The organism is Nonomuraea sp. K271 (assembly GCF_009908215.1).
Lineage (GTDB): Bacteria > Actinomycetota > Actinomycetes > Streptosporangiales > Streptosporangiaceae > Nonomuraea > Nonomuraea longispora.
Genome location: NZ_JAAAHR010000173.1, coordinates 1 through 19,788, shown reverse-complemented (window position 1 = coordinate 19,788; position 19,788 = coordinate 1). Strand labels below are relative to the sequence as shown.

General features: G+C 67.8%; 21 protein-coding genes. 13 read left to right on the top strand and 8 right to left on the bottom strand.

Going from position 1 to position 19,788, the window contains the following annotated elements; all coding sequences use genetic code 11:
• Nucleotides 1-144: 144 nt before the first annotated feature.
• Together GUY59_RS38855 and GUY59_RS38850 are read left to right on the top strand one after the other, a co-directional pair.
• Entirely contained in the window at nucleotides 145-978 is an 834-nt protein-coding gene (locus GUY59_RS38855) for a replication-relaxation family protein (RefSeq protein WP_236667919.1), read from the top strand.
• A complete protein-coding gene (locus GUY59_RS38850; protein ID WP_161714925.1) occupies nucleotides 975-1,583 on the top strand; it encodes a C40 family peptidase in 609 nt (202 codons plus the stop codon). The genes GUY59_RS38855 and GUY59_RS38850 overlap by 4 nt, the downstream gene beginning before the upstream one ends.
• A 213-nt stretch (nucleotides 1,584-1,796) precedes the next feature.
• Here GUY59_RS38850 and GUY59_RS38845 read toward each other — a convergent pair whose 3' ends face one another.
• From GUY59_RS38845 to GUY59_RS38810, 8 genes are all read right to left on the bottom strand, one after another.
• Nucleotides 1,797-2,282, bottom strand: a complete 486-nt coding sequence (locus GUY59_RS38845) for a hypothetical protein (RefSeq protein ID WP_138208410.1) — start codon at nucleotides 2,280-2,282, stop codon at nucleotides 1,797-1,799.
• Nucleotides 2,283-2,303: 21 nt separating this feature from the next.
• Entirely contained in the window at nucleotides 2,304-2,489 is a 186-nt protein-coding gene (locus GUY59_RS38840) for a hypothetical protein (protein ID WP_138208411.1), read from the bottom strand.
• Between the two features lie 282 nt (nucleotides 2,490-2,771).
• Nucleotides 2,772-3,041: a hypothetical protein gene (locus GUY59_RS38835; RefSeq protein WP_138208412.1), complete on the bottom strand. Its 270-nt coding sequence runs from the start codon at nucleotides 3,039-3,041 to the stop codon at nucleotides 2,772-2,774.
• Between the two features lie 811 nt (nucleotides 3,042-3,852).
• Nucleotides 3,853-4,875: a DUF932 domain-containing protein gene (locus GUY59_RS38830; protein WP_138208413.1), complete on the bottom strand. Its 1,023-nt coding sequence runs from the start codon at nucleotides 4,873-4,875 to the stop codon at nucleotides 3,853-3,855.
• A 77-nt stretch (nucleotides 4,876-4,952) separates the two neighbouring features.
• Nucleotides 4,953-5,483, bottom strand: coding sequence for a hypothetical protein (locus tag GUY59_RS38825; protein ID WP_138208414.1), 531 nt, complete (start codon nucleotides 5,481-5,483; stop codon nucleotides 4,953-4,955).
• 144 nt (nucleotides 5,484-5,627) lie between these two features.
• Entirely contained in the window at nucleotides 5,628-6,815 is a 1,188-nt protein-coding gene (locus tag GUY59_RS38820) for a DUF4192 domain-containing protein (RefSeq protein WP_138208415.1), read from the bottom strand.
• A 327-nt stretch (nucleotides 6,816-7,142) separates the two neighbouring features.
• Complete coding sequence (locus tag GUY59_RS38815) at nucleotides 7,143-7,952, bottom strand: hypothetical protein (RefSeq protein WP_161714924.1); 810 nt, start codon at nucleotides 7,950-7,952, stop codon at nucleotides 7,143-7,145.
• Between the two features lie 447 nt (nucleotides 7,953-8,399).
• Complete coding sequence (locus GUY59_RS38810) at nucleotides 8,400-9,593, bottom strand: helix-turn-helix domain-containing protein (protein WP_161714923.1); 1,194 nt, start codon at nucleotides 9,591-9,593, stop codon at nucleotides 8,400-8,402.
• 63 nt (nucleotides 9,594-9,656) lie between these two features.
• On the opposite strand from GUY59_RS38810, the gene GUY59_RS51020 reads away from it, so the two are divergent.
• From GUY59_RS51020 to GUY59_RS38755, 11 genes are all read left to right on the top strand, one after another.
• The gene (locus GUY59_RS51020) at nucleotides 9,657-9,902 is read left to right on the top strand and encodes a hypothetical protein (protein ID WP_161714922.1); all 246 of its coding nucleotides are present in this window, start codon (nucleotides 9,657-9,659) and stop codon (nucleotides 9,900-9,902) included.
• Nucleotides 9,903-10,396: 494 nt separating this feature from the next.
• Nucleotides 10,397-11,212, top strand: a complete 816-nt coding sequence (locus GUY59_RS38800; RefSeq protein WP_138207731.1) for an SAM-dependent methyltransferase — start codon at nucleotides 10,397-10,399, stop codon at nucleotides 11,210-11,212.
• A 350-nt stretch (nucleotides 11,213-11,562) separates the two neighbouring features.
• A complete protein-coding gene (locus GUY59_RS38795) occupies nucleotides 11,563-12,471 on the top strand; it encodes a hypothetical protein (protein WP_138207729.1) in 909 nt (302 codons plus the stop codon).
• Nucleotides 12,472-12,663: 192 nt separating this feature from the next.
• A complete protein-coding gene (locus GUY59_RS38790) occupies nucleotides 12,664-12,954 on the top strand; it encodes a hypothetical protein (RefSeq protein ID WP_138207727.1) in 291 nt (96 codons plus the stop codon).
• Between the two features lie 6 nt (nucleotides 12,955-12,960).
• Nucleotides 12,961-13,320, top strand: coding sequence for a hypothetical protein (locus GUY59_RS38785; protein ID WP_138207725.1), 360 nt, complete (start codon nucleotides 12,961-12,963; stop codon nucleotides 13,318-13,320).
• Between the two features lie 72 nt (nucleotides 13,321-13,392).
• On the top strand, nucleotides 13,393-14,889 hold the full coding sequence (gene fxlM / locus GUY59_RS38780) for a methyltransferase, FxLD system (RefSeq protein ID WP_201761855.1): 1,497 nt from the start codon (nucleotides 13,393-13,395) through the stop codon (nucleotides 14,887-14,889).
• 22 nt (nucleotides 14,890-14,911) lie between these two features.
• The gene (locus GUY59_RS38770) at nucleotides 14,912-18,052 is read left to right on the top strand and encodes a lantibiotic dehydratase (RefSeq protein WP_201761854.1); all 3,141 of its coding nucleotides are present in this window, start codon (nucleotides 14,912-14,914) and stop codon (nucleotides 18,050-18,052) included.
• A 67-nt stretch (nucleotides 18,053-18,119) separates the two neighbouring features.
• Nucleotides 18,120-19,139: a lanthionine synthetase C family protein gene (locus GUY59_RS38765; RefSeq protein WP_201761853.1), complete on the top strand. Its 1,020-nt coding sequence runs from the start codon at nucleotides 18,120-18,122 to the stop codon at nucleotides 19,137-19,139.
• Complete coding sequence (locus GUY59_RS47920) at nucleotides 19,088-19,279, top strand: hypothetical protein (protein ID WP_201761852.1); 192 nt, start codon at nucleotides 19,088-19,090, stop codon at nucleotides 19,277-19,279. The genes GUY59_RS38765 and GUY59_RS47920 overlap by 52 nt, the downstream gene beginning before the upstream one ends.
• Nucleotides 19,280-19,294: 15 nt before the next feature.
• On the top strand, nucleotides 19,295-19,585 hold the full coding sequence (locus tag GUY59_RS51555; RefSeq protein ID WP_138207721.1) for a thiopeptide-type bacteriocin biosynthesis protein: 291 nt from the start codon (nucleotides 19,295-19,297) through the stop codon (nucleotides 19,583-19,585).
• Nucleotides 19,557-19,788: transposase (locus GUY59_RS38755; RefSeq protein ID WP_161714921.1), on the top strand; the 232-nt coding region annotated here is incomplete at its 3' end. The genes GUY59_RS51555 and GUY59_RS38755, both read left to right, overlap by 29 nt.

Genomic DNA, 19,788 nt, shown 5'->3' with positions numbered 1-19,788 from the left:
CCCCCTCCCCACCCCTGACACCGACCTGGCCATACGCGTCCGGGCCGCCGCCGCCCGAGCACACGGCCGTACCCCGGGCCGTCCCGAAGCCCTGCCGCAGGACGACCCGCGGCAGCAGCCCAGCACAGGAGGAGACGTCCACGGATGAACGAGCACTACACGACCGCCGTCATGGCCTCACTCGCCAGCCGGCTCACCAGCCGCGACCGGCACCTGCTCCGCCTGATCTGGACCCACAAGGTCCTGACCAGCCACCAGCTCGCCCGCATCGCCTTCAACGACCCGACCACCGCACGCCACCGCCTGGTCAAACTGCACCACATCGGCGTCCTCGACCGCTTCCGTCCCAGGCCGCCGACCGGCTCCGCGCCCTGGCACTACGTGCTCGGCGAGAGCGGCGCCGTCATCCTGGCCGCCGAGGACAGCACCGAACCGGCCGAGTTCGGCTACCGCCGCGACCGCGTCCTGTCCATCGCCTACAGCCAGCGCCTCGCCCACACCGTCGGCACCAACGACGTCTTCGCCCACCTGCACGGCACCGCCCGCCGTACCAGCGGATGCCACCTGCACACCTGGTGGACGGAACGACGCTGCGCCACCCAGTGGGGCACCCACGTCCGCCCCGACGCCTACGGCCGCTGGACCGAGAACGGCCACACCATCGACTTCTTCCTCGAATACGACACCGGCACCGAAACCATCGGCCGCGTCGTGGCCAAACTGGACGGCTACGCCGCCCTCACCGCCGCCACCGGCATCACCACGCCCGTCCTGTTCCTGACCAGCTCCACGCGCAGGGAGAGCACCCTGCACGACCGGCTCCAGCCGCGGGCCATCCAGACCGGCGTGCCATGCGCCACCGCTGTCGCCGGTCCCAGCCCGCACGGTCCCGTCTGGCTTCCCCACGACGCCCGGAACCAGCGTCTACGCCTGGCAGAACTCTCCAACCACTGGCCGCAAGCAGGGGCGCGCGGTTGATCGCAGAAACCGGTCTGGCCTCGATCATCGCCGCAGCCGCCGGTCTGATGGGCGGCGTCGTCCTGCTCGCCGGACTCGCGGGAGGGGCCTACCTCACAGCCACCACGAGCACGGCGATGTGCGATCCGGGGCCGTGTGAACAATTCCCCGACGTGATTCCGATCGAAGGACTGGCCGGCGCCGAACGCGGGCTGATCGCCGTGCAGGCCGCCCTGAACATGCGCGGCGTCCCGTACTCCTGGGGCGGCGGCGGCCCCGACGGCCCCAGCTTCGGCATCCAACACGGAGCGCGTATCCGGGGGTTCGACTGCTCCGGCCTGGCCGAATACGCCTGGGCCAAAGTCGGCGTCCGGATCGGCGGCCACACCGCCCCACAGTGGAACGCCGGCGCCCGCATCCCCAGGAGCCAGATCCGCCCAGGAGACCTCATCTTCTTCGCCCGCGACCCCGCCCGTCCGGCGACGATCCACCATGTCGGCATCGCTGTCGACGCCACCCACATGGTGCACGCCCCCTCCACCGGCAGCACCGTACGCATCGACACCTGGGCAGGCGATCCTTACCGCGAACGACAATTCATCGGAGTCGTACGGCCCGCCCTATGACCGGTACGACCAGCGCGGCGAGGCCAAGCACCCGCCAGATGTCCCAGCTCCGGTTGGCGGTCGCCTGAGGAAGGGTCCGAGCCAATCCATGGCATGCCTCTGCGTGAAGCCGGACAGCCCCAGTGACAGGCGATAAGCTCTCCGTGACCGTTTCAGTCTGCCTTCGAACAACAGATTCGAGTCGGTCGAGGGTCGACTCCTCGGAGCCGGCCCTCACTCATCGGCCAGGAACCGCTGCAGCAGAACGAAGCCCGGCATGGTCTCCTCCGGCCTGACACCCACTTCGAACATCTCCGGCTCTTCGAAGACGGGCTCCCCGCTCGGGCGGCGTACGTACGCCACTCGCCCGTAGTCCACACCGTCACCCCGATCGAAGCTCATCCACGTAATCGCCTCCTGCTCCCCCTCCCGCAACGGATGGTTGGAGACGGCCCGGGTGGTGATCGTGTCAGGAGGCTCGAAGAGCCACACCTGCGGAACAGCCAGCACCCAGCGAACGGCGTCGATCTCCCCAGCCTTCTCTGCCGCCCTGGCCTCGAACGCCTCCGCCGTGCCGGTGTCGCGCAGGTAGTCGTAATCACTCAGAACGAACTTGACGGCGCCCTGCATGACGACGATCGCCGGGCACTCCCGCGCCATGATGTTCTTCTCCATGCGCTCCACCACATCGAACAGCAGATGCGCGGTCGCCTCGTTCATGTCCCCTCCGGCCCTGCTCACTCATGGCACCCCTACTGAACCAGCGTTTCCGGGGCGTTCACGAGTATGGCTGAGCTGTGTCGTCGTCAGGGTGACAGCGGTCAGCGTGGCGAGCAGCGCCCAGGCGGGCGCGAAGCTGCCGGTCAGGTTTGTGAGCGGGCCGGGCACGGGTGGCGCCAGGATGACCGGCATCTGGTTGACGGCCATAGCCAGACTGGGGCGCCGTCAGCGGCACCGATTCGGCGGCGTAGGGCGACCCGGGGACCGTACCAGCCGATGCCGAAGAAGCCGAGCCAGATGAAGAGCAGGCAGCGACGGGGGTTGTCAACACATCCAAGTGTTTCTCCGGGTCGCACATTGAACTGCAGCGCTTCGAGCGAAGGGCTGCACATTTCTTGGGCATGACCCAACCTCGTTACGCGGGGGAAGTACGGCGCTGCTACTCCGGGCGAGAAAGCGCCATGGAGGGTGAGACGTAGGTGACCCGTCTCACCGCTCCTGGCTGACCGTGACGGGCTCATTGCTCGTGTTGACGACGGTCCGTTCGCCCAGCGGCTCCGTCAGTTTTAGCTCCACGTAATGAGCCCGTCCGACCATGTTGGTCATCTCCTCCTCCCAGGGCCAGCTACGGCGGCAGGAAGCATCCACTTCAACCCCGACGACGACATGAGAAGGCGATTCAGCCACCTCAGTGTCCGTCACCCGCTCGCACGGCCGACCGGTCTCGTCGGGCGCACCGAAGGTCAGCTCGACGGTCAACGTTCTACCGTCCGGCGACAGGGTCGCGACGCGTACGTCCTGCCACGTGGACGCGGCACATCCTGTTGTGATCACAGTTGTGCACGCGAGCGCGAGCATCAGGGGTCGAGAAGTCACCATGGAAGGAGAGAGCCTGCCTTACTTGCGCTTCAACACGTCGCCACCGTACGCCTCGCGGATGGTAGTGATATCAGTGAATGCCATCACGCAATCGCCGATCACAGGGCTGCTCCCTGCGGCCAGCGCCCTTGGCCACCACCGATCCATCACTGCGGAAGGTGTAGACCGGCCCACCCGAGTCGCCGCCCTCCACACAGTCGCCTGATCGTTTCCCGACAACGATGTTGTCGGTCGTCCCGCCGTCCGTCTTCCTCCAGGTGTCGGGGTGTCTATCCGCCAGTTGCAGTGCTGGCCCGTTTCACGTCCGCCGACACGGTACAGGTCGTTGTGAGCGGAGAAGGGCTTCAGAACGTCCGAAAGGTTCCGGCGTGGCGCTATTCAGGCGCGAAGGCTGGTCGGCTGGGTTGGGCGTAGGCAGGCACCGAGAGATCGCGCGCCGAATCCTACGGATGCTCGCCGACAGCCCGTATCGTGCCATCCGCCCGGGACCGGGTTCGCCGAATGCGGAGTGCGCGCTTTTCTGTGCTTCTCAGCCGTCTCTCCCTCGGTCGCGGCCTGCCACGCTGGACGCGAGCGGCACGCCCGCGTTCCCGGCCATCAGTCGTCAGCACCACCAGGTGTTCCCCTCTCAGCCGGTACGGCTCCCACCCCGGGGATATCGAGTGCAGGAGCCCTACCAGGTCGGGTGTCGTCAACCGGCGAAGGTGAGCGGCCGGTCCAAGGCTGTGGACAGGGTGCGCAGAGTGTCGCGGTCGAGGTCGTCTACGCCTCCGGTCACCGCGCGCAGCATGTTGCGTTCGGCACGGTCGGCGCCGCGTACGTGCTGCTCGTGGTGGGTGTAGGTGTTGACCGCCTGGACCACTCCCCAGGCCGTCCCCTGCCATGGCGACACCCGAAGGTCGTGGTTCCAGAGTCTGGTCAGAGAGTCGCGTTTGTTCTCGGCCATGGTCCGGCTGCGCCCCGGTGAGGCGGGCATCGGGACGTGGGCGTCCAGGAAGGCATTCCACTGCCACCGGCTGACCGGGATCCGGCACAGGTCTGCGACGGCGCGTGAGAACTCGTCGGCCAGGGTGTAGACGATGTTCAGAGCCTGGCGTGCCTCGGTCAGCCGGAACTTCGAGTGCCGTGAGTGCTTGATCTTGATCTGCTGGCCGCGTTCGGCGAGCCCGGCGGCCATCGTGTTGTCGCACACGATGTTCGTGATGGCGCGTTTGAAGGTCGTGGACAGGGACCCGTCGAAGGAGGTCGCCCCGAACAGGTGCGGGCGGAACTCCACCCCCTCAGGCGTGTGGATGTTGTCGGGCACTTCGACCGACACCCAGGCGACCGCGCCGCCCTTGAGCAGTCCGGCCGACCCGATCGACAGGTCCGCGTCCAGCAGGCGGGAGATGTTGCCGACGAGCCATTCCACGTACGGATGCGGCTCATAACCGTCGGAGAAGATCCCCATGACGTGGCCGTTGTCGCTGCGCAGGATCGCCTGCCGTCCGGGGACCTGGGCGAGCCCTCCGCGCGGATCCTCCACGTACACCGGGCTCGACAGCGCCTGCCAGCCGAACAGGCGCCGTTTGACGTCGTCGACCGGAATCGGCCCCGGGTAGTGGTTGGGCTCCTCCGCCTGCATGCTCGCCCGGTAGTGCCAGGCGCTGCCGCGTTTGTCGGTGTGGCCGATCAGCGTGTTGGTGTTCAGCCATTCCAGGGATTCACGGGACATGCTGTGCTTCCTCTCTGACCAGGAGAACGGAGAAGCACCGGCCGGAACCGGTGCCCGTCGGATGTGTCTTGGTGCGCTCAGGTGGCGCGCTGGTTGATCGCGTACGCGACGCGTTCGGCGAGCTCGCGGTCCGCGTTGCGGATCTCGATGCTGGTGGCGTGGTCGCGGACCTCGAAGACTCCGTAGATGGACCCGAGTCGCCACCGGACGGCGGCTTCCTGCTCGGCAGCGGTGACGGCGTGCCCGGGCAGCAGGGCGAGCAGGGTCTCGACCAGATCGGTTCGCGCGGTGTGTTTGGCTGTTCTGGCCTGCTGCTGCTTGAGATCGCGTACGTACTTCGGCAGGAGCCGGCGGTTGATCTTCTTGGCGATGTGCTTCGGCCCACGCGTGGTCACCACGATGATCGAATGGCGCCGCAGGTCAGAGGACTCGACTGGGTAGAGGCCCGTGACCACGATCCACTCTGTCCGGCCCATCAGCTGGTGTACGGCCAGGCGCGCGCCGTCCGGTCCCATCAGGTACGGCGTCCCCCAGAGGGTCTCTGGGCTGTAGCCGTGCAGATGCCTGGCGATCTCGGGTACGAGGTCGTTCACGTCGCAGCCGTCCATCGGGAATCCTTTCGTTCCGGCACGTCAGGGCGGCGTTCGGTTGATCGGGAAAGGCTCGCCGCCGCGCCCTTCCCGGGGAGCGGCGGCGGGTTGGCTGTGTGGGGTACCGCGTCGGGAAGGCGGATCAGACCGCCGACAGGGCGATCACCAGCCCTCGGGGAGCAGTGGCCAGGCAGCCGAGGGCCGCTCTCGTACCTGCGCAATGATGTCGTCGGCCATCTGGCTCCAGTCACGCCCGAGCACCTCGGACGGCGACAGACCCACCATGAGCGCCTCGACGAGCAGGAGCGCGAGCGTGTAGTGAGACGTGACCGACAGAGCCCGGTCGAGCGCGACGCTCGCCAGCGGCCCGTCGCCCCGGCACATCGCGGCGAACGCCAGCAGCGTTGCGGGAGCGGCGGCGAACGCGGGCTGAACCTTGCGGACGACCTCGGTCCACAAGCGCACATGCGTCTCTGTGTCGTACTCCAGCACGTACGTCATCGCCATGTCGCGTACGGGCTTGGCGGTCAGGCACACGCCGAGCCAGGCCACCGTCTCGGCGTCAAGATGCCCTCCAGCCTGAACCTGATCCAGCGCAGCCACGACCCGCTTCACGCCGTCGCCGAACCAGTCATCGCCCGGACTGCTCTCCTTCCTGGCCTGGGCGCAGACCTCCCGCGTGATCTTCTCGGCGCGGTCCTGGTCGAAGTTCTGGTGCGGCTCCAGGGTTGCAGCAAGGGCCGCCTTGTCGGGAAGCGCGCGCATCCCGGCCACCACGGCAGCAGCGGCAGGCGCGCTACTGGAGGGATCGACCGGTACCCCCTCCGGAGGGCAGCACCTGACATCCGAGCAGATGTAGGACCAGTAACGCCCCTCATCAACGCGTATCGCCTCGCAGACGGCGACCCCGTTCCCGGGCAGGGCTTCCATGGCGGCATCCATCATCGGAGTAACCTGCGGACCAGCTCCGTAGCCGACCAGCAGCGCATGGTGGAGACCGTTGCCCGCCAGCACGTTCGCCAGATGGCTCGTCCGCGCTGCCACCTCGGCAGGGTCCTGCGTCAGGTCCAGGCGGACGACGCCCTTCACCTTCGCGTCGTCGATACCCACCGCCACGAGACTCTGTGAGGGGTGGAAGCCGAGCAGGTACGGCACGGTGGCGACCACGTCGGCCAGTTTCTTGATCGTGACGGTGTTGGTGAGCTTGGATGCAGCGCTCATGGAAAACCTCCAGACATGAGAAATCCCGGCAGATGGCCGGGCGGATTGGACGTAAGCGCAGCGCGATGTGGACGCTGCCGCGCGCGCGTGAAGAGATGGGTAAGCGAGATTGCCGAGAATCTCGGACACGTTCGCGACGCTGCAATGTCGCGAAGTTGCTCTCACTTAAATACGGTTGACGAAACGGCTCAACCGTCCGCGCTCGATGATTTCCTTTCGCGTGGCGTCAAGCAGAACGGCAGGCGTTTGCCCAGGAACCGTATGGTCGAGAAACACCGATCGTGTTAGGCGCGTACCGGCGAATCTCCCCTCACTCAAATACGGCTACCGCGCCCGCCCAACCGTCCGCTACTCGGCTCCTTTCGGGGAATCTTTCGCTCAGGACACCACAGTTAGCAAGAGCATAAGAAGAGGGCCCCAGAGTATCTCTGGAGCCCTCTTCTTATGGCCTTCGGGTTACTCCTGCGTCATTTCGCCCTCGTACCTGAGCGTGTCCCTGGCATCGTCAATGCGCTCGGACAGTTCCTGCCACTCGGCCCGTGCGGTGTCACGCGTCCGGATCACAGCCCGGCGGGAACCGTAAGCACCGCCGTATCGTTCCTGAGCGACCTTGCCCAGAACCCCCGCCCGCCCCAGATCATCGGCTTGCCCAGCGATCTTCATCATCGCTCGCAGGGTCGGGAAGTCACCGCCATCTCCGAACGCCTGCCGGAAAATGACGGCACTGTTCTGAGCCAGGCAGAACGCCTCAGCCGCCCGTGTGGCACTCTCCACGTGCGGCACCGGTCGCATGAGCTGTGCGCCGGGCGTGGCGTCGACCTCGGTCGGAGGCACATCAACCCGGTAGCCGTTCCGCGCGGCGGCATCCCGGACGGCCCACCGGTGCAGCGTCGTACGCGAGACCGTAATCTCGCCCCCGTCGCGCCGGACGTAGACCCACGCGGGGGCATCCGTCGTGCTGTCGGAAGCCTTGCGGCACGACGCGGAGATGTCGCGAAGTTTGTGGGCGAAGAGCAGCACCGCATCTTGGGTGACGTCGTCGGAGACGTCGTCCGTCCCATACGGCGCGTGCCCCTGCTTGACGATCGTGGCGCTGCCGTCCATGCGCTTACGGGATCGCGTGGCGTCCACCGTACGGCAGTAACCGCGCGCCAGCCGCTGGATTTCCGCCCAGTCCCCTGGCGTCACTCGCGCCATATCCTCCGGCACGAGGCTCTCCCCGAGAATGTTGGCCGGAACGCTCTTTCCAGAAGCTGTGTACGACATTTCTTGCCCCCGTTTCTGCTGCGCACTGTTGCGCGACTGCCTTCGAACTCTTCAATTACATCTCGAAACGGAGCCCCGATCAACGACATCCAGCGAGTCTTTACCATTATTCCTGGCACAATAAATGGCGAGCCACCATCGCCGAGCAGGGGGAATTCAACAAGAACTATCAGCGTGGACTTCAAGAGAGAGAGTTAATCACTAGGCGAGGGAATATGATTCAAAGAATTGCTGAGTGATTCACCACGTAATCGGCGCCCCACCCGCCTTCTGAAGAGAAGGGCTACGTCCACATGAGTCGGGGTGGCGACTGGCCGACTCTGCGCCCCTGTGGGCTGGGGCTGTACCAACCCCCTGGCCAGCCACTCTCAAGCGGCCGCCCATTGGCCTACGACTGGTCATCCGAGTGGCCGAGTTATCAGCTCCTGGGCCAGTACCGACGTGTGTTCAGACCAGGCCTAGCCAGGCCGCGAAGCGCCGTAGGTCCTCGCTTGGCCGCGCTCCCGTGCTCGCCATCGTCTGCACAAGCTCCCGGACCATCGGATGGTTCCGCACCTGCTGCGGTGCGGCCGAACGAGCCCTCCGCAACGCGTCGAACGCCTGCCCCCGATCGCCGTGGTAGTACCAGCCACGGGCCACGTCGATCCAGTGATGCCCGGCACGCACCGGCGGCAGGTCCACCGGGAAAGCCTTGTACAGCGGCAACGCCCGCTCGATCGCCTTGGCCCCGTCCTCCAGTTCCACGGCCGCCGACACCGCGTGCAGCGCGACATTGGACGGCCTGAACTCCAGCCCGTAGTAGTTCGTCGAATCACCGGCCAGCGACTGCGCGGCATGGCCGGCCAGCCGTAGATGCTCATCCGACAGGTCCGCGTCACCGGAGCGCGCCGCCAGCACGGACGATCTCAGATGCAACGACCCGTACAGCGCCGCAGCGGCAGGCTCCATCCGCTCGGGGTCGTCGCCGAGGCCGCGCCGCGTCTGCTCCATCAGCCGCAGCCCCTGCTCGTAGGCGGCGACCGCGAGCAGAGACACTCCACGCGACCAGCGCGTACGCGCGACCCGCAGCGGATCACGGCTCAGCTGCGCCTCACGCTCGATCCGCTCCAGCACGATGCCGCGCATGTCCTGGTATCCGAGCATGTGGGCGAGCGCGGACACGCCCCCATACGCCTCGGCCATCAGCGCATGCAGACGGGGATCGTCGCTGTGGTGGACGGCGATGGACAGCTCTTCCAGCAGGGAAGGCAGCATCTCCCCGAGCCGCAGGTAACGAGCCTGCCGGCCCAACTGCGAAGCCTCCTCGACGTCCTTGCGAAGCTCCGCCAAGGACCGCGGCTCCGGCGCCTCCTCCGGCGGAAGATCCTGAGTGAGCAGGGCCCGACGCAACGGCTCGACGACGGCCTGGAGCCGCTGCCCCTGGCTCACCGGCTCCTGATAAGGCTGACCGGTAATGCGGGGAACATCTACCTTCAGTGCCCGCGCCACGGCACCGATGAACGCCGGGCTCGCGGGCGCATGCCCGGATTCCACCTTCGTGAGCAGGCTGTAGGAGACGTGCGCGCGTGTGGCGAGGCCACGTTGGCTGTATCCGCGTAGCTTGCGCAGCCCGGCGACCCGGACTCCGATCGTCTCGGTCACGCCCACACCCGCTTTCAGACCCTTTGAAAGCTCGTCTCGCTCTCCAGTATGACTCTGTCTAGCGTGACACAGGCTGAGTTCGGCGACCGAACAGTAGCGCTCGGTGACGATGCGGTCGCCACCGAGCTCGAGCAGAAGTTCCCCGCGTGGGGCGTGTGGAGAAGCGACACCGGCCTCTGGTGGGCCGCGCGCCGCTCCTACCCCACCGGCGCCGAACGGAACACCAGCCTGGCGTCCTATCTCCGCGCCACCACCGCCATGAGCCTCGTCGACCTCCTCATAGAGCAGGAGCAAAGCAAGTCGCCGTAGCCAACACCGGAACGCGCAATCCCCGCCGAGCAGGCCCCCGGTGTGCCCCTTGATCAGAAAGGCAGGTCCTCACCCATGCTGATGCGGGAGATCCCCACATGAACGCGACCATCCTCGCGCACCGGCAATATGTCCGCGCTGCGACGCACGTACCCGGATGGGAGATCGTCCGCGGAAGAGACGGGTCCGGCTGCGAATGCTGGGAGGCACGGTTGCGGATCGCCACGACCGAGCCCATGCGACAGGCCGGGGTGGCCGCGTTCATACGAGGGCCGGACGCCTACGCACTGTCGTCCGCCCTGGCCCGCCAGCAGTCGATCGTGCACCTCTTCCGCACCAGCTCGCCGACCAGTTCAACAACCGCACTACCACGCTCGCCCTCGATCAGGAGGTCATCATGACCGAGCACGACGGACCGCCGCAGATCAGGACATCCTTCTGGCAGACGAGAAGAACGGCACCCTCGCAACCGACACAAACGCACGAGACCCTCGATGACCGATGACCGCACCCCATCGCCCTCGTCAGGTGTGAACCCGAACACGCCCAGCATCGCCCGGGTGTATGACTACTTCCTTGACGGCAAGGACAATTTCGCCGCCGACCGGGAGCTGGCCGAGCAGGTTCTGAAAGTGGCTCCGAACGCTCGCACCACAGCACGTGCGAATCGAACCTTCCTGGTTCGGGCAACGGAAGCGGTCGTCGAAGCCGGCATCCGGCAATTCGTCGATCTGGGCACAGGCGTCCCCACATCGCCGAACGTGCATGAGGTCGCGCAGCGGACCATCCCAGACGCGCACGTGGCGTACGTCGATAACGATCCGATCGTGCTGGTCCATGCCCGCGCCCTGTTGGCCGGCATCAGGTCTGACGTGATCGCGATCGAGGCTGACCTGCGTGACCCGAAGAACATCCTGGACCACCCCGGCCTGCGTGCGCACATCGACTTCTCCCAGTCAACCGCGTTCCTCCTGGTAGCCATGCTGCATCTGCTGACCGACGAGGACCGCCCGGAGAAGCTGGTGGAGGCAGTACGCGACCGGATGGCGCCGGGCAGCTATCTGATCTTGTCCCATCTGTGGGACGACCCGGACGGTGTCGCGCGGGCAGGTGCCGAAGAGTACGCGCACCGCAAGGCCAGTGCTTCGGTCGTGCCGCGGACGACGGAGCAGATCCAGCGGTTCTTCGACGGCTTCGAGCTGATCCAGCCTGGGCTGGTCTTTCTGGATCAGTGGCGGCCGACCGAAGGCATGATCAACGCGAGGGCCGATGACCGATTCTGCCTGTGCGCGGTGGGCCGGAAGCTGTGACCAGTCGCGAGGTTTCGAGCGTTTCCGGAGTACGACATGGACGTCGGCCAGACGCTGCCGTGGCCGTGCCATCCCAGCGCCCGCGCGTGATCGTCTCCTCCAGCTTCCTCCGGGAGGTGTGGTCGGGTGAACAAGCAAGACGTAGCCGGGCACGCGCCCCCGCGCGCGGGCGGCGATCCTGCACTTCTCGTATGGCTGATCCGAATGACCCTTCCGGCCACGCAGTGCCGCCCAAAGGCACAGGCGGTGGCCCATGTCGCACCCCCTGTCTCGCACCCCAGGGACGAGCCAGTTCCTCTCCCTGGGGTGCGAGACAGCCAACAGCATCTTCTCGACCCCTGGAGGTCACTGTGCGCGACCTTGCCGAACTGAACAAGCTGCCCTACGCCGTCCGCAGCCTCATCGTGCAAGCGCACACCGGAGCGATAGACCGGATTCAGCCCATCAGCACCTCCCGGCCAGGTCTCGCCCTGCACGTGCATGGCGCGCAACAGGACGTGTTCCTCAGGGCCACCCCGCTGGCCGGCCCGGACCTGCCGCTCTACAAACGGGAGCGATCAGCGAGTCTGAGCCTGCCCCTGGACGCGCCGGCGCCCCGCCTGCTGTGGACCACGGCAGCCGACGGCTGGATGCTGCTGGCATACGAGCTCATCAACGACAACGCCGACCACGTGTACCTGTCACCGGATCCGAAAGCGGTGGACGTGCCACTCGTCCTGGACACCGTGCAGCGGCTGGGCGAGATCCTCACCCCCTGCCCGGACGAGCGCGCCCGGTCTGTGGTCGATCTGGTCACCAGCATGTGGGCGACGGCCAATCGCATGCTCAGCAGGGCCCCGACCCGGTTGCGCGGGCGGGATCTGTTCATGTCAGCGCTTCAACGGTTCGACCTGGACGCGCTGCAGGGCGACACGCTCCTGCACGGCAACCTCAGCCCGCGGCATCTGCGCATCAAAGACCAGCTCGTCTACGCGGTGGACTGGTCGCACGCGTGTGTAGGCGCCGCCGGGGTGGATCTGGTGTTCCTCGCCCCCTATTTCGTTGAGGCGGGGCACAGCGTCGAGCACACCGAAGCGCTGCTGGCGGGCATTCCCGCGTGGAAAGAGCTGCCTGCCGTCCAGGTGGCCGGACTGACCGCACTGTGGACGCTGGTCCGGCTGCACCGCGCCGAGCACGGAGACGAGGTCCGCCGCCCCGAGGAGATGCGCCTGGCCCGTGTCGGGCGCACATGGCTGGCGCACCTGCTGACCAGGCTCTGACCAGGAGCCGACGATGCCGGCGCGGCAACCCGTACCAGTGCGGCCCCACCCGGGAGGGCTGTGCTGTGCCGCGCCCACGTGCGGGGTGTGCCCGGTGTCGTCGTCCCCGCCGCCCCGCACCTTTGGCGCAGGCCGGAGCCTCCGCAGCGGCTCCGGCCTGCGCCACCACCACCCAAGCCCAAGGAGATACCGATGTTGGCGCGCGAAGTTGAAGCCGCCGCTGACGAGTCAGCACGCAAAGACGTCCAGGAATTGGAGCAGACCGCCCGTGGATGGTTCCACGTGGAGTACTCCCTCCACGGACGAGCGTTCGTCGCCTACTACCGGGGCCACTGCCCTCCAGGCGGCATCATGTGCCGGGCCGCCGTCCGCAGCCAGCTCCTCATGCTGATGGACCGGGTGGCGCCGCCCGGCTGGCGCATGCCGGACCTTCCGCTGGTGTCCGCTCGTCCGAGCTCGCACCGTTCCGTCCCGGGGAAGTAGCCAGCCATGACGAGGCGCCGTCTTCCCACGTCCGACGCAGGTGGCCAACGCGATCCAACACACGCCGCGGAATCCGAGGTTGAGCCCTCCAGCTTCGCGTGGGAGACGTACAACACCACCGGCGGCATCCTCCGCATCAGCTGCACATCCTGCTGCGGAGCCTTCGAACTCGCCTCCGAGGGCGGCCGTTTCTTCGTACTGCGCTCCACCGGCGACGGTGGCTACGAGGAGACCGGCCGCGGCCTTCACCGGCAGGCGATGGACCTCTACATCACTCTGGCCGAGCGTCACCGCGACGAGCATCTGCGCCGCGGGGAGAAGCCGGAGCCCGACACCTTCCTCCAGGACAAGGGTCAGCGCGGCTAACCGGCACTGCGAACCCGCCCACAGCCATCATCGACCAGTTGCCCATCACAACCGACAAGAGGGGACCTGCCCGTGACCACCGACAACGACGTCCAGGACGCCGCCGAGCTACGTGACGCCATGGTGCGCGAACTGCGCGATCAGGGGGCCATCCGGTCCGAGGCCGTGGCGGCGGCCGTCGCCGCCGTGCCGCGTCACGTGTTCACGCCGGGCGAGACGCTGCAAACCGCCTACGCCCCGGACCACGCGCCAATCGTCAAGGCCGGCCCCAACGGCGGCAGGCATCTCAGCGTCGTCTCCGCCGCCCATCTCCAAGCCACCATGCTGGAAGCGGCCGAGATCGAACCCGGCATGCGCGTCATCGAATACGGAAGCGGCGGCTACAACGCGGCCTTGGCGGCTGAGCTCGTCGGTAACCGCGGACACGTCACCACAGTGGACATCGACCCCGACATCGTCGCGCGGGCCCGTACCTTCCTCGACGAAGCGGGCTACCACCACGTGAACGTGATGCTGGGCGATGCGGAGCAAGGCGTTCCCGGAGCCGACCCATTCGACAGAGTGATCGGCACGGCAGGATTCTGGGACATCCCACCCGCATGGCTGGAGCAGCTCGCCGACGACGGCCGGATCGTCGTCCCGCTCAGATTCAAGGGGACGACCCGCTGGATCGTCTTCGAGCGTTACAGGTCCGGCCTCGTCAGCCGCGCCTACGGGTTGTGCTCCTTCGTGCCGGTCCAGGGGGCTGGGTCCCACACCGAGCGGACCATCACGATCGACGACGGCGTGGTGGTGTGCCTCGACGACGAGAGCCTCAGCGTTGATGCGGACGCGTTGCGCCGGGCGTTGCATCTGCCGAGGATCGAACGCTGGTCCGGCGCCGTGTTCGACATGCCCGACGAGCAGATGCTGTTCCTGCTCACGAACGATGCGGACATGGCGCTGCTGTACGCCGACCAGACGATCGTCGACCTGGAGCTGCTCACACCCTCGACACTCAAGGGCGTGCCCGTCCTGATCAGAGGCGACAGCTTCGCCTACCGGGCCGCACGACCGAACGCCGACATGAGCAGCGGATACGAAAGCGGCGTCTACGCCCACGGGCCAGCGGCCGAGGACCTCGCCGCCCGCTACGCGGAGTTGCTGCGCCGGTGGGCGGACAAGCACTACCGCCGCGGCGCCGCGTCCATCCGGTACATCCGAAGCCCTCCGACCCGCCGGTCCTCTCCCCGGGAGTGGTGGCGAAGCGGCACGGGACCGTCGTCGTCACCTGGCCTTAAACCGCCGGGCTCCCAGGGGAAATCGGCCGATCTTCCCTGGCGAGCACCGGGGAATCCCGCCCACCCCAACAAAGGAGGAACCGTCATGACCACCCGCGCTCCCGGAAGTACGGCAACGCTCGCACCGTCCGAACCGGAACGCAAAGACACCGACGGCTGGGACGCCGACTGGCTCGCCGATCTGGACGTGTCCATCGTCGAGTCCGGTGTGGCCGCCGAACAACTCATCCGCATGACCGACGACGGATGCAACTCGACCTGCGGAACAGCGTGCGTCAGCTGCAAGTGAGCACCCAGATCCCCGTCACCTGATGACCCGAGCGCCCGGCCGGCGCGAGTCACCGTCCGGCCGGGCCACCCTCCAGCCACGAGAGCGGATCATGTACCGATACCTCGATGCCGCCGTGTTGCGGGCCGCCGCCTGGCCGCCACACCAGCAGGTCGCGTCATGGCCCGGCCTGACCCACCAGGGCGCGAACAGCGCCTCGTGGAGAACCTGGCTGGCACGTACGTGGCAGATACCCGGTTTCGCGGCGGCCGTGGAGCAGGCCAGCCCGGATCTGGCACGGCGCGTACGCGAGATCTGCTCCGGAGAGCCGATCTCTGATCAGAGTGTGCGCCGTGCCGTGTTGTCCGTGATGCGCTACCTGCTGCGTGCCTCGGGCCGCGCGACACCGTTCGGCCTGTTCGCCGGGGTAGCTCCGGCTCGCATCAGCGCGGCGACTGATCTGCCTGCGGCGCGCATCGGGGACGCACATCGTCCGATAGCCCGTGTCACAGCCGAATGGCTCGCCGCGGTCGTTCAGCGGCTGGAGGGCGAGAAAGCGCTCCGGCGACGCTTGACCGTGGTCGCCAACAACCTCGCGTTCGAGCGGGACGGCCGCCTGGTGCTCGAGCACCGCGCCAGCCCCGAAGCGGGCGGCGCACCAGGGAATGTGAGCGTGCGCGCCACCGGCCCCGTACGGGCAGCGCTCCGGCTGGCGCGTGATCCGCTCCCAGTCGCTGATCTGATGGACGGGCTGTCGGCCCCGTTCCCCCGGACTGCCGAAAGCATGGTCGACGCACTCGTGGCCGAGCTGGTGGCCCAACGCCTTCTGCTCACCAGCCTGCGCCCGCCCATGCCGGCCTGCGATCCGCTCCGGCGCCTCCTACGTGAGCTGGAGGCGGTGAACGCGGACGAGATCGGCGAGGTGGCCGACATCGTCAAGGTCCTACGCGACGTCGCTGGCGAGCTCGACGACCACGACCGTGTACCCGCCGCTCTGGCGGCCGATCATAGGGCGCGCGCGGTGGCCGCGATGGCGGCTATCCAACCCACTGAGCGTCCCCCGCTCGCGGTCGATCTGCGCCTGGACGCGCAGGTGACAGTCCCCGCGGCTGTCGCGGCAGAGGCCGCCACAGCAGCGGCCGCGATCGTCCGCCTGGCCAACCTCCCCGCCCTCAACACGGGCTGGATGGCCTGGCATCAACGGTTCCTGGACCGCTACGGGCCGCGCGCCCTGGTTCCGCTCCGAGACGTGGTCGAAGCCGACATCGGGCTCGGCTACCCGGCGGGGTTCGACGACGGCGACCGCGTGCCCGAGGAGGCGGCGTTGACGGATCGCGACCGTAAGCTACTGGCGCTGGCGCACAACGCCGCCATGCGCCGCCAGCGCGAGATCCTGCTCGACGACACCATGATCGCCGACCTCGGCCGGGTGGCCCCGGACGCGCCGGTTCAACCCTCCACGGACCTGACCGTGCGCATCGACGCACCCAGCACCGCGGCATTGGCCGAGGGCCGATTCACGCTCACCATCGTCGGGGCATCACGCGCCGCGGGAACCATCACCGGCCGGTTCCTCGACATGTTCGATGACGAGCATCGGCAGCGGATGAGCACCCTGTACGCGGGCATGCCCACGAGCACCCGGGAGGCGCTCGCCGTCCAGGTGTCGGCGCCCGCCCCGTACATCGGCACCGACAACGTCGCCCGCGCTCTCCAAGTGCTGCCGCAGGTGTTACCGGTCGGCGACCACCCCGGCGGCACGCACGTACTCGCGCTGGATGACCTCGCTGTCACCGCCGACCACGGCATCTACCTGGTGTCACTGTCGCGTCGCCACGCCGTCGAGCCGGTGATCTTAAACGCGGTCAATCTGATCCAGCACACGCACCCGCTGACGCGGTTCATCCTCCAAGCGCCACACGCTCTCCAGATCCCTTGCGCAGGCTTCGATTGGGGTCTCGCATCGGTGCTGCCGTTCGTCCCCGCGCTGCGCTACCAGCGCACGATCATCTCCCCCGCCCGGTGGCGGCTCACCGCAGCCGACCTGCCCACTCCTTCGGCCGACTGGACAGAATGGGACAACGCCTTCACCGCCTGGCTGGAGATGGTGGCGCTGCCGGAAACGGTCAGTCTTGGGGGCGGCGACCAGCACCTGCGGCTCGACCTCTGCGAGCCTGCGCACCGCGTCCTGCTGCGCGCCCAGGTCGACCGCACCGGCACCGCGGTGCTGCGCGTCGCCCCCCACGCGAACGCGGCAGGGTGGATCGGCGGGCTCGCCCACGAGGTCGTGATCCCTCTCGCCGCGACCGGCCAGCCTGCCGAACCGCCCCGGCTCCCGAACGAGGTGACCTTCCGCGACCACGGTCACCTACCGGGCCAGAATGGGCGGCTGTCGCTCAAGCTGTACTGCCACCCCGACCGGCACGACGCCATCCTCATCCGCCACCTTCCACGCCTGGTGGAAACGCTCGGCAGCGAAGCGCGGTGGTGGTTCCTGCGCTACCACGACCCCGACCACCATCTCCGTATCCGCCTCACCGTGCCTGACCACACGTACGCCGACGCCGCTGCCGAGGTCACCGCGTGGAGCGAGCGGGTGCGCCAGGCCGGGCTGACGTCGCGCGTGCAGTGGGACACCTACTTCCCGGAAACCGCGCGCTTCGGCGGCCCCTCCACCATGGACGCGGCCGAGGCCTACTTCGCCGCCGACTCGGCCACCGTCGTCACCCAGCTGACCGCGATCATTGCTCGGAAAGGGCCCCACCTGCACGCCCTGACCGCCGCCAGCCTGCTCGACATCGCCTCCGCCTTCCTCGGCGACCACGTCACGGCGATGCGATGGCTGTTCAGCCATGCCCAAGCCGATGCTTCCGCGCCCGACCGGGCTATCTACGACCAGGCCGTACGCCTGGCCCGACCCGGCGATCACGGGGCCCTGGCCGCCTGTCTGGAAGGCGAGCAGATCGTCTCCTGGTGGGCGCGCCGCCGGAAGGCACTCGCCTCCTACCGCCGCGCACTCGAGGAGGCGGGCACGATTCCCCCGGCTGCCGTGCTGCCCGATCTGCTGCACCTGCACCACGTCAGCATGGCCGGCACGTCGCCGGCCAGCGAGCGGGCGTGCCTGCACCTGGCCCGCGCCGCCGCCTTGAGCTGGACCGCACGTCCCAAGAGGAGCAGGTCATGAACAAGTCACACAGAACCGCTCTCGCCGTAGCCGATGTCATTGCCACGTCGCTGGCCGATCCGCAGCCGTGGACCGCCCAGCCGCCAGGCGACGGCCTGAAGTCTGGCCGCAGTCGTTGTGGGCGGGAGCGGCGGGAATCGCCCTGCTGCACATCGAGCGTGCCCGCTCTGGGCACGGTGACCCAGAGATCGCGCAAGCCTGGCTGGAAGTGGCCGCCTCCGGCGCGTTGACGAAGGCGGCGAACACGAGCCTGTTCTTCGGCGCTCCCGCGCTGGCCTTCACCATGTACACGGCCGCGGGCACCACAGGCCGCTACCAGCGAGCGCTGGAGCGCCTGGACGACGCGGTCACGTCGATAACCCGCACCCGCCTGACCGCAGCGCACACGCGCATCGTCCGCGGCGAGCAACCCGAAATAAAGGAGTTCGACCTGGTTCGCGGGCTGGCCGGCCTGGGCGCCTACCACCTCAGCCGCCACCCGGACCACCCGATCACAGCCGACGTGCTGTCCTACCTGGTGCGCCTGACCGAGCCACTGCACGCGGGCAGCGAGCTGCCCCCATGGTGGACGACCGTCGCACCCGATGGGGAGCCCAGCTCGGACTATCCGCACGGGCATGGCAACCTGGGCATGTCCCACGGCATCTGTTCGGCGCTGGCTCTGCTGTCCCTGGCTGTGATCCGCAACGTCGGCGTGGCCGGCGCGAAAGAGGCGATCGAACGCATCTGCGTCTGGACCGACACTTGGCGACAGCAGGACAACGCAGCCGCGTGGTGGCCCGGTGTGATCACCATCGAGCAGGTACGCGAGCAACGCACCGACCCCTCGCAGCGCCCCCGGCCGTCGTGGTGCTACGGGATCAGCGGCACGGCTCGCGCCCACCAGCTGGCCGGCCTGGCGCTCGCCGACGAGAGGCGGCAGAGGCCGCCGAAGAGGCGATGCTCGCCAACCTGCGCGATCCCGCCCAACTTGATCGCCTCCCGGAGATCGGCCTGTGCCATGGCACGGCTGGACTGCTCCACTCCGCTTGGCGGATGGCCTCCGACGCCCGCACTCCCCAGCTCGGCGACGAACTCCCGCATGTAGCCGCTCGGCTCGCCGCGCAACTCGCCCGCCCCGCAACGCTGGAACTTCTCGACGGCGCCGCCGGGGCCGCGCTCGCGCTGCACTCCTTCGCCACCGGCACCGTGGTGTCGGGCTGGGACACCTTCCTGCTCTTGGGCTGACTTGGAGTCAACCGCATGGATGCTCGCCCGTGGCGGCAGGTCAACGTCACCTTCCATGATTGGGCTGAAGCCGAACACACCGCCGTGACCCATCTCGCCCCGCTTCTGGCTGAGGCCGAAGACAGAGGATGCATCACCGCATGGTTCTTCATGCGCAAAACTCCCTGCTGGCGCATCCGCTACGTCCCTGGCTGCGACCAGACGCAGGCACACCTTCAGGGCCGGCTGGATGGCCTTCCCCTCGTAGCGTGGAGACCGAACCGGGAGAGGTTTGGTCGTGGCAGCAGTCACGCGGCGGCGCTTTGATCCGGAGTTCCGGGCGGGCGCGGTGCGTATCGTGAAGGAGACCGGCAAGCCCGTCGCGCAGGTGGCGCGGGATCTGGGGATCAGTCCGTACACGCTGCACAATTGGGTGCGGATGGACCGGTTGGATGAGCAGTACAACGGCAACGGGAGCGGAACGCTGGAGGAGTCGGAGCAGGAGGAGCTGGCCCGGCTGCGGCGGGAGA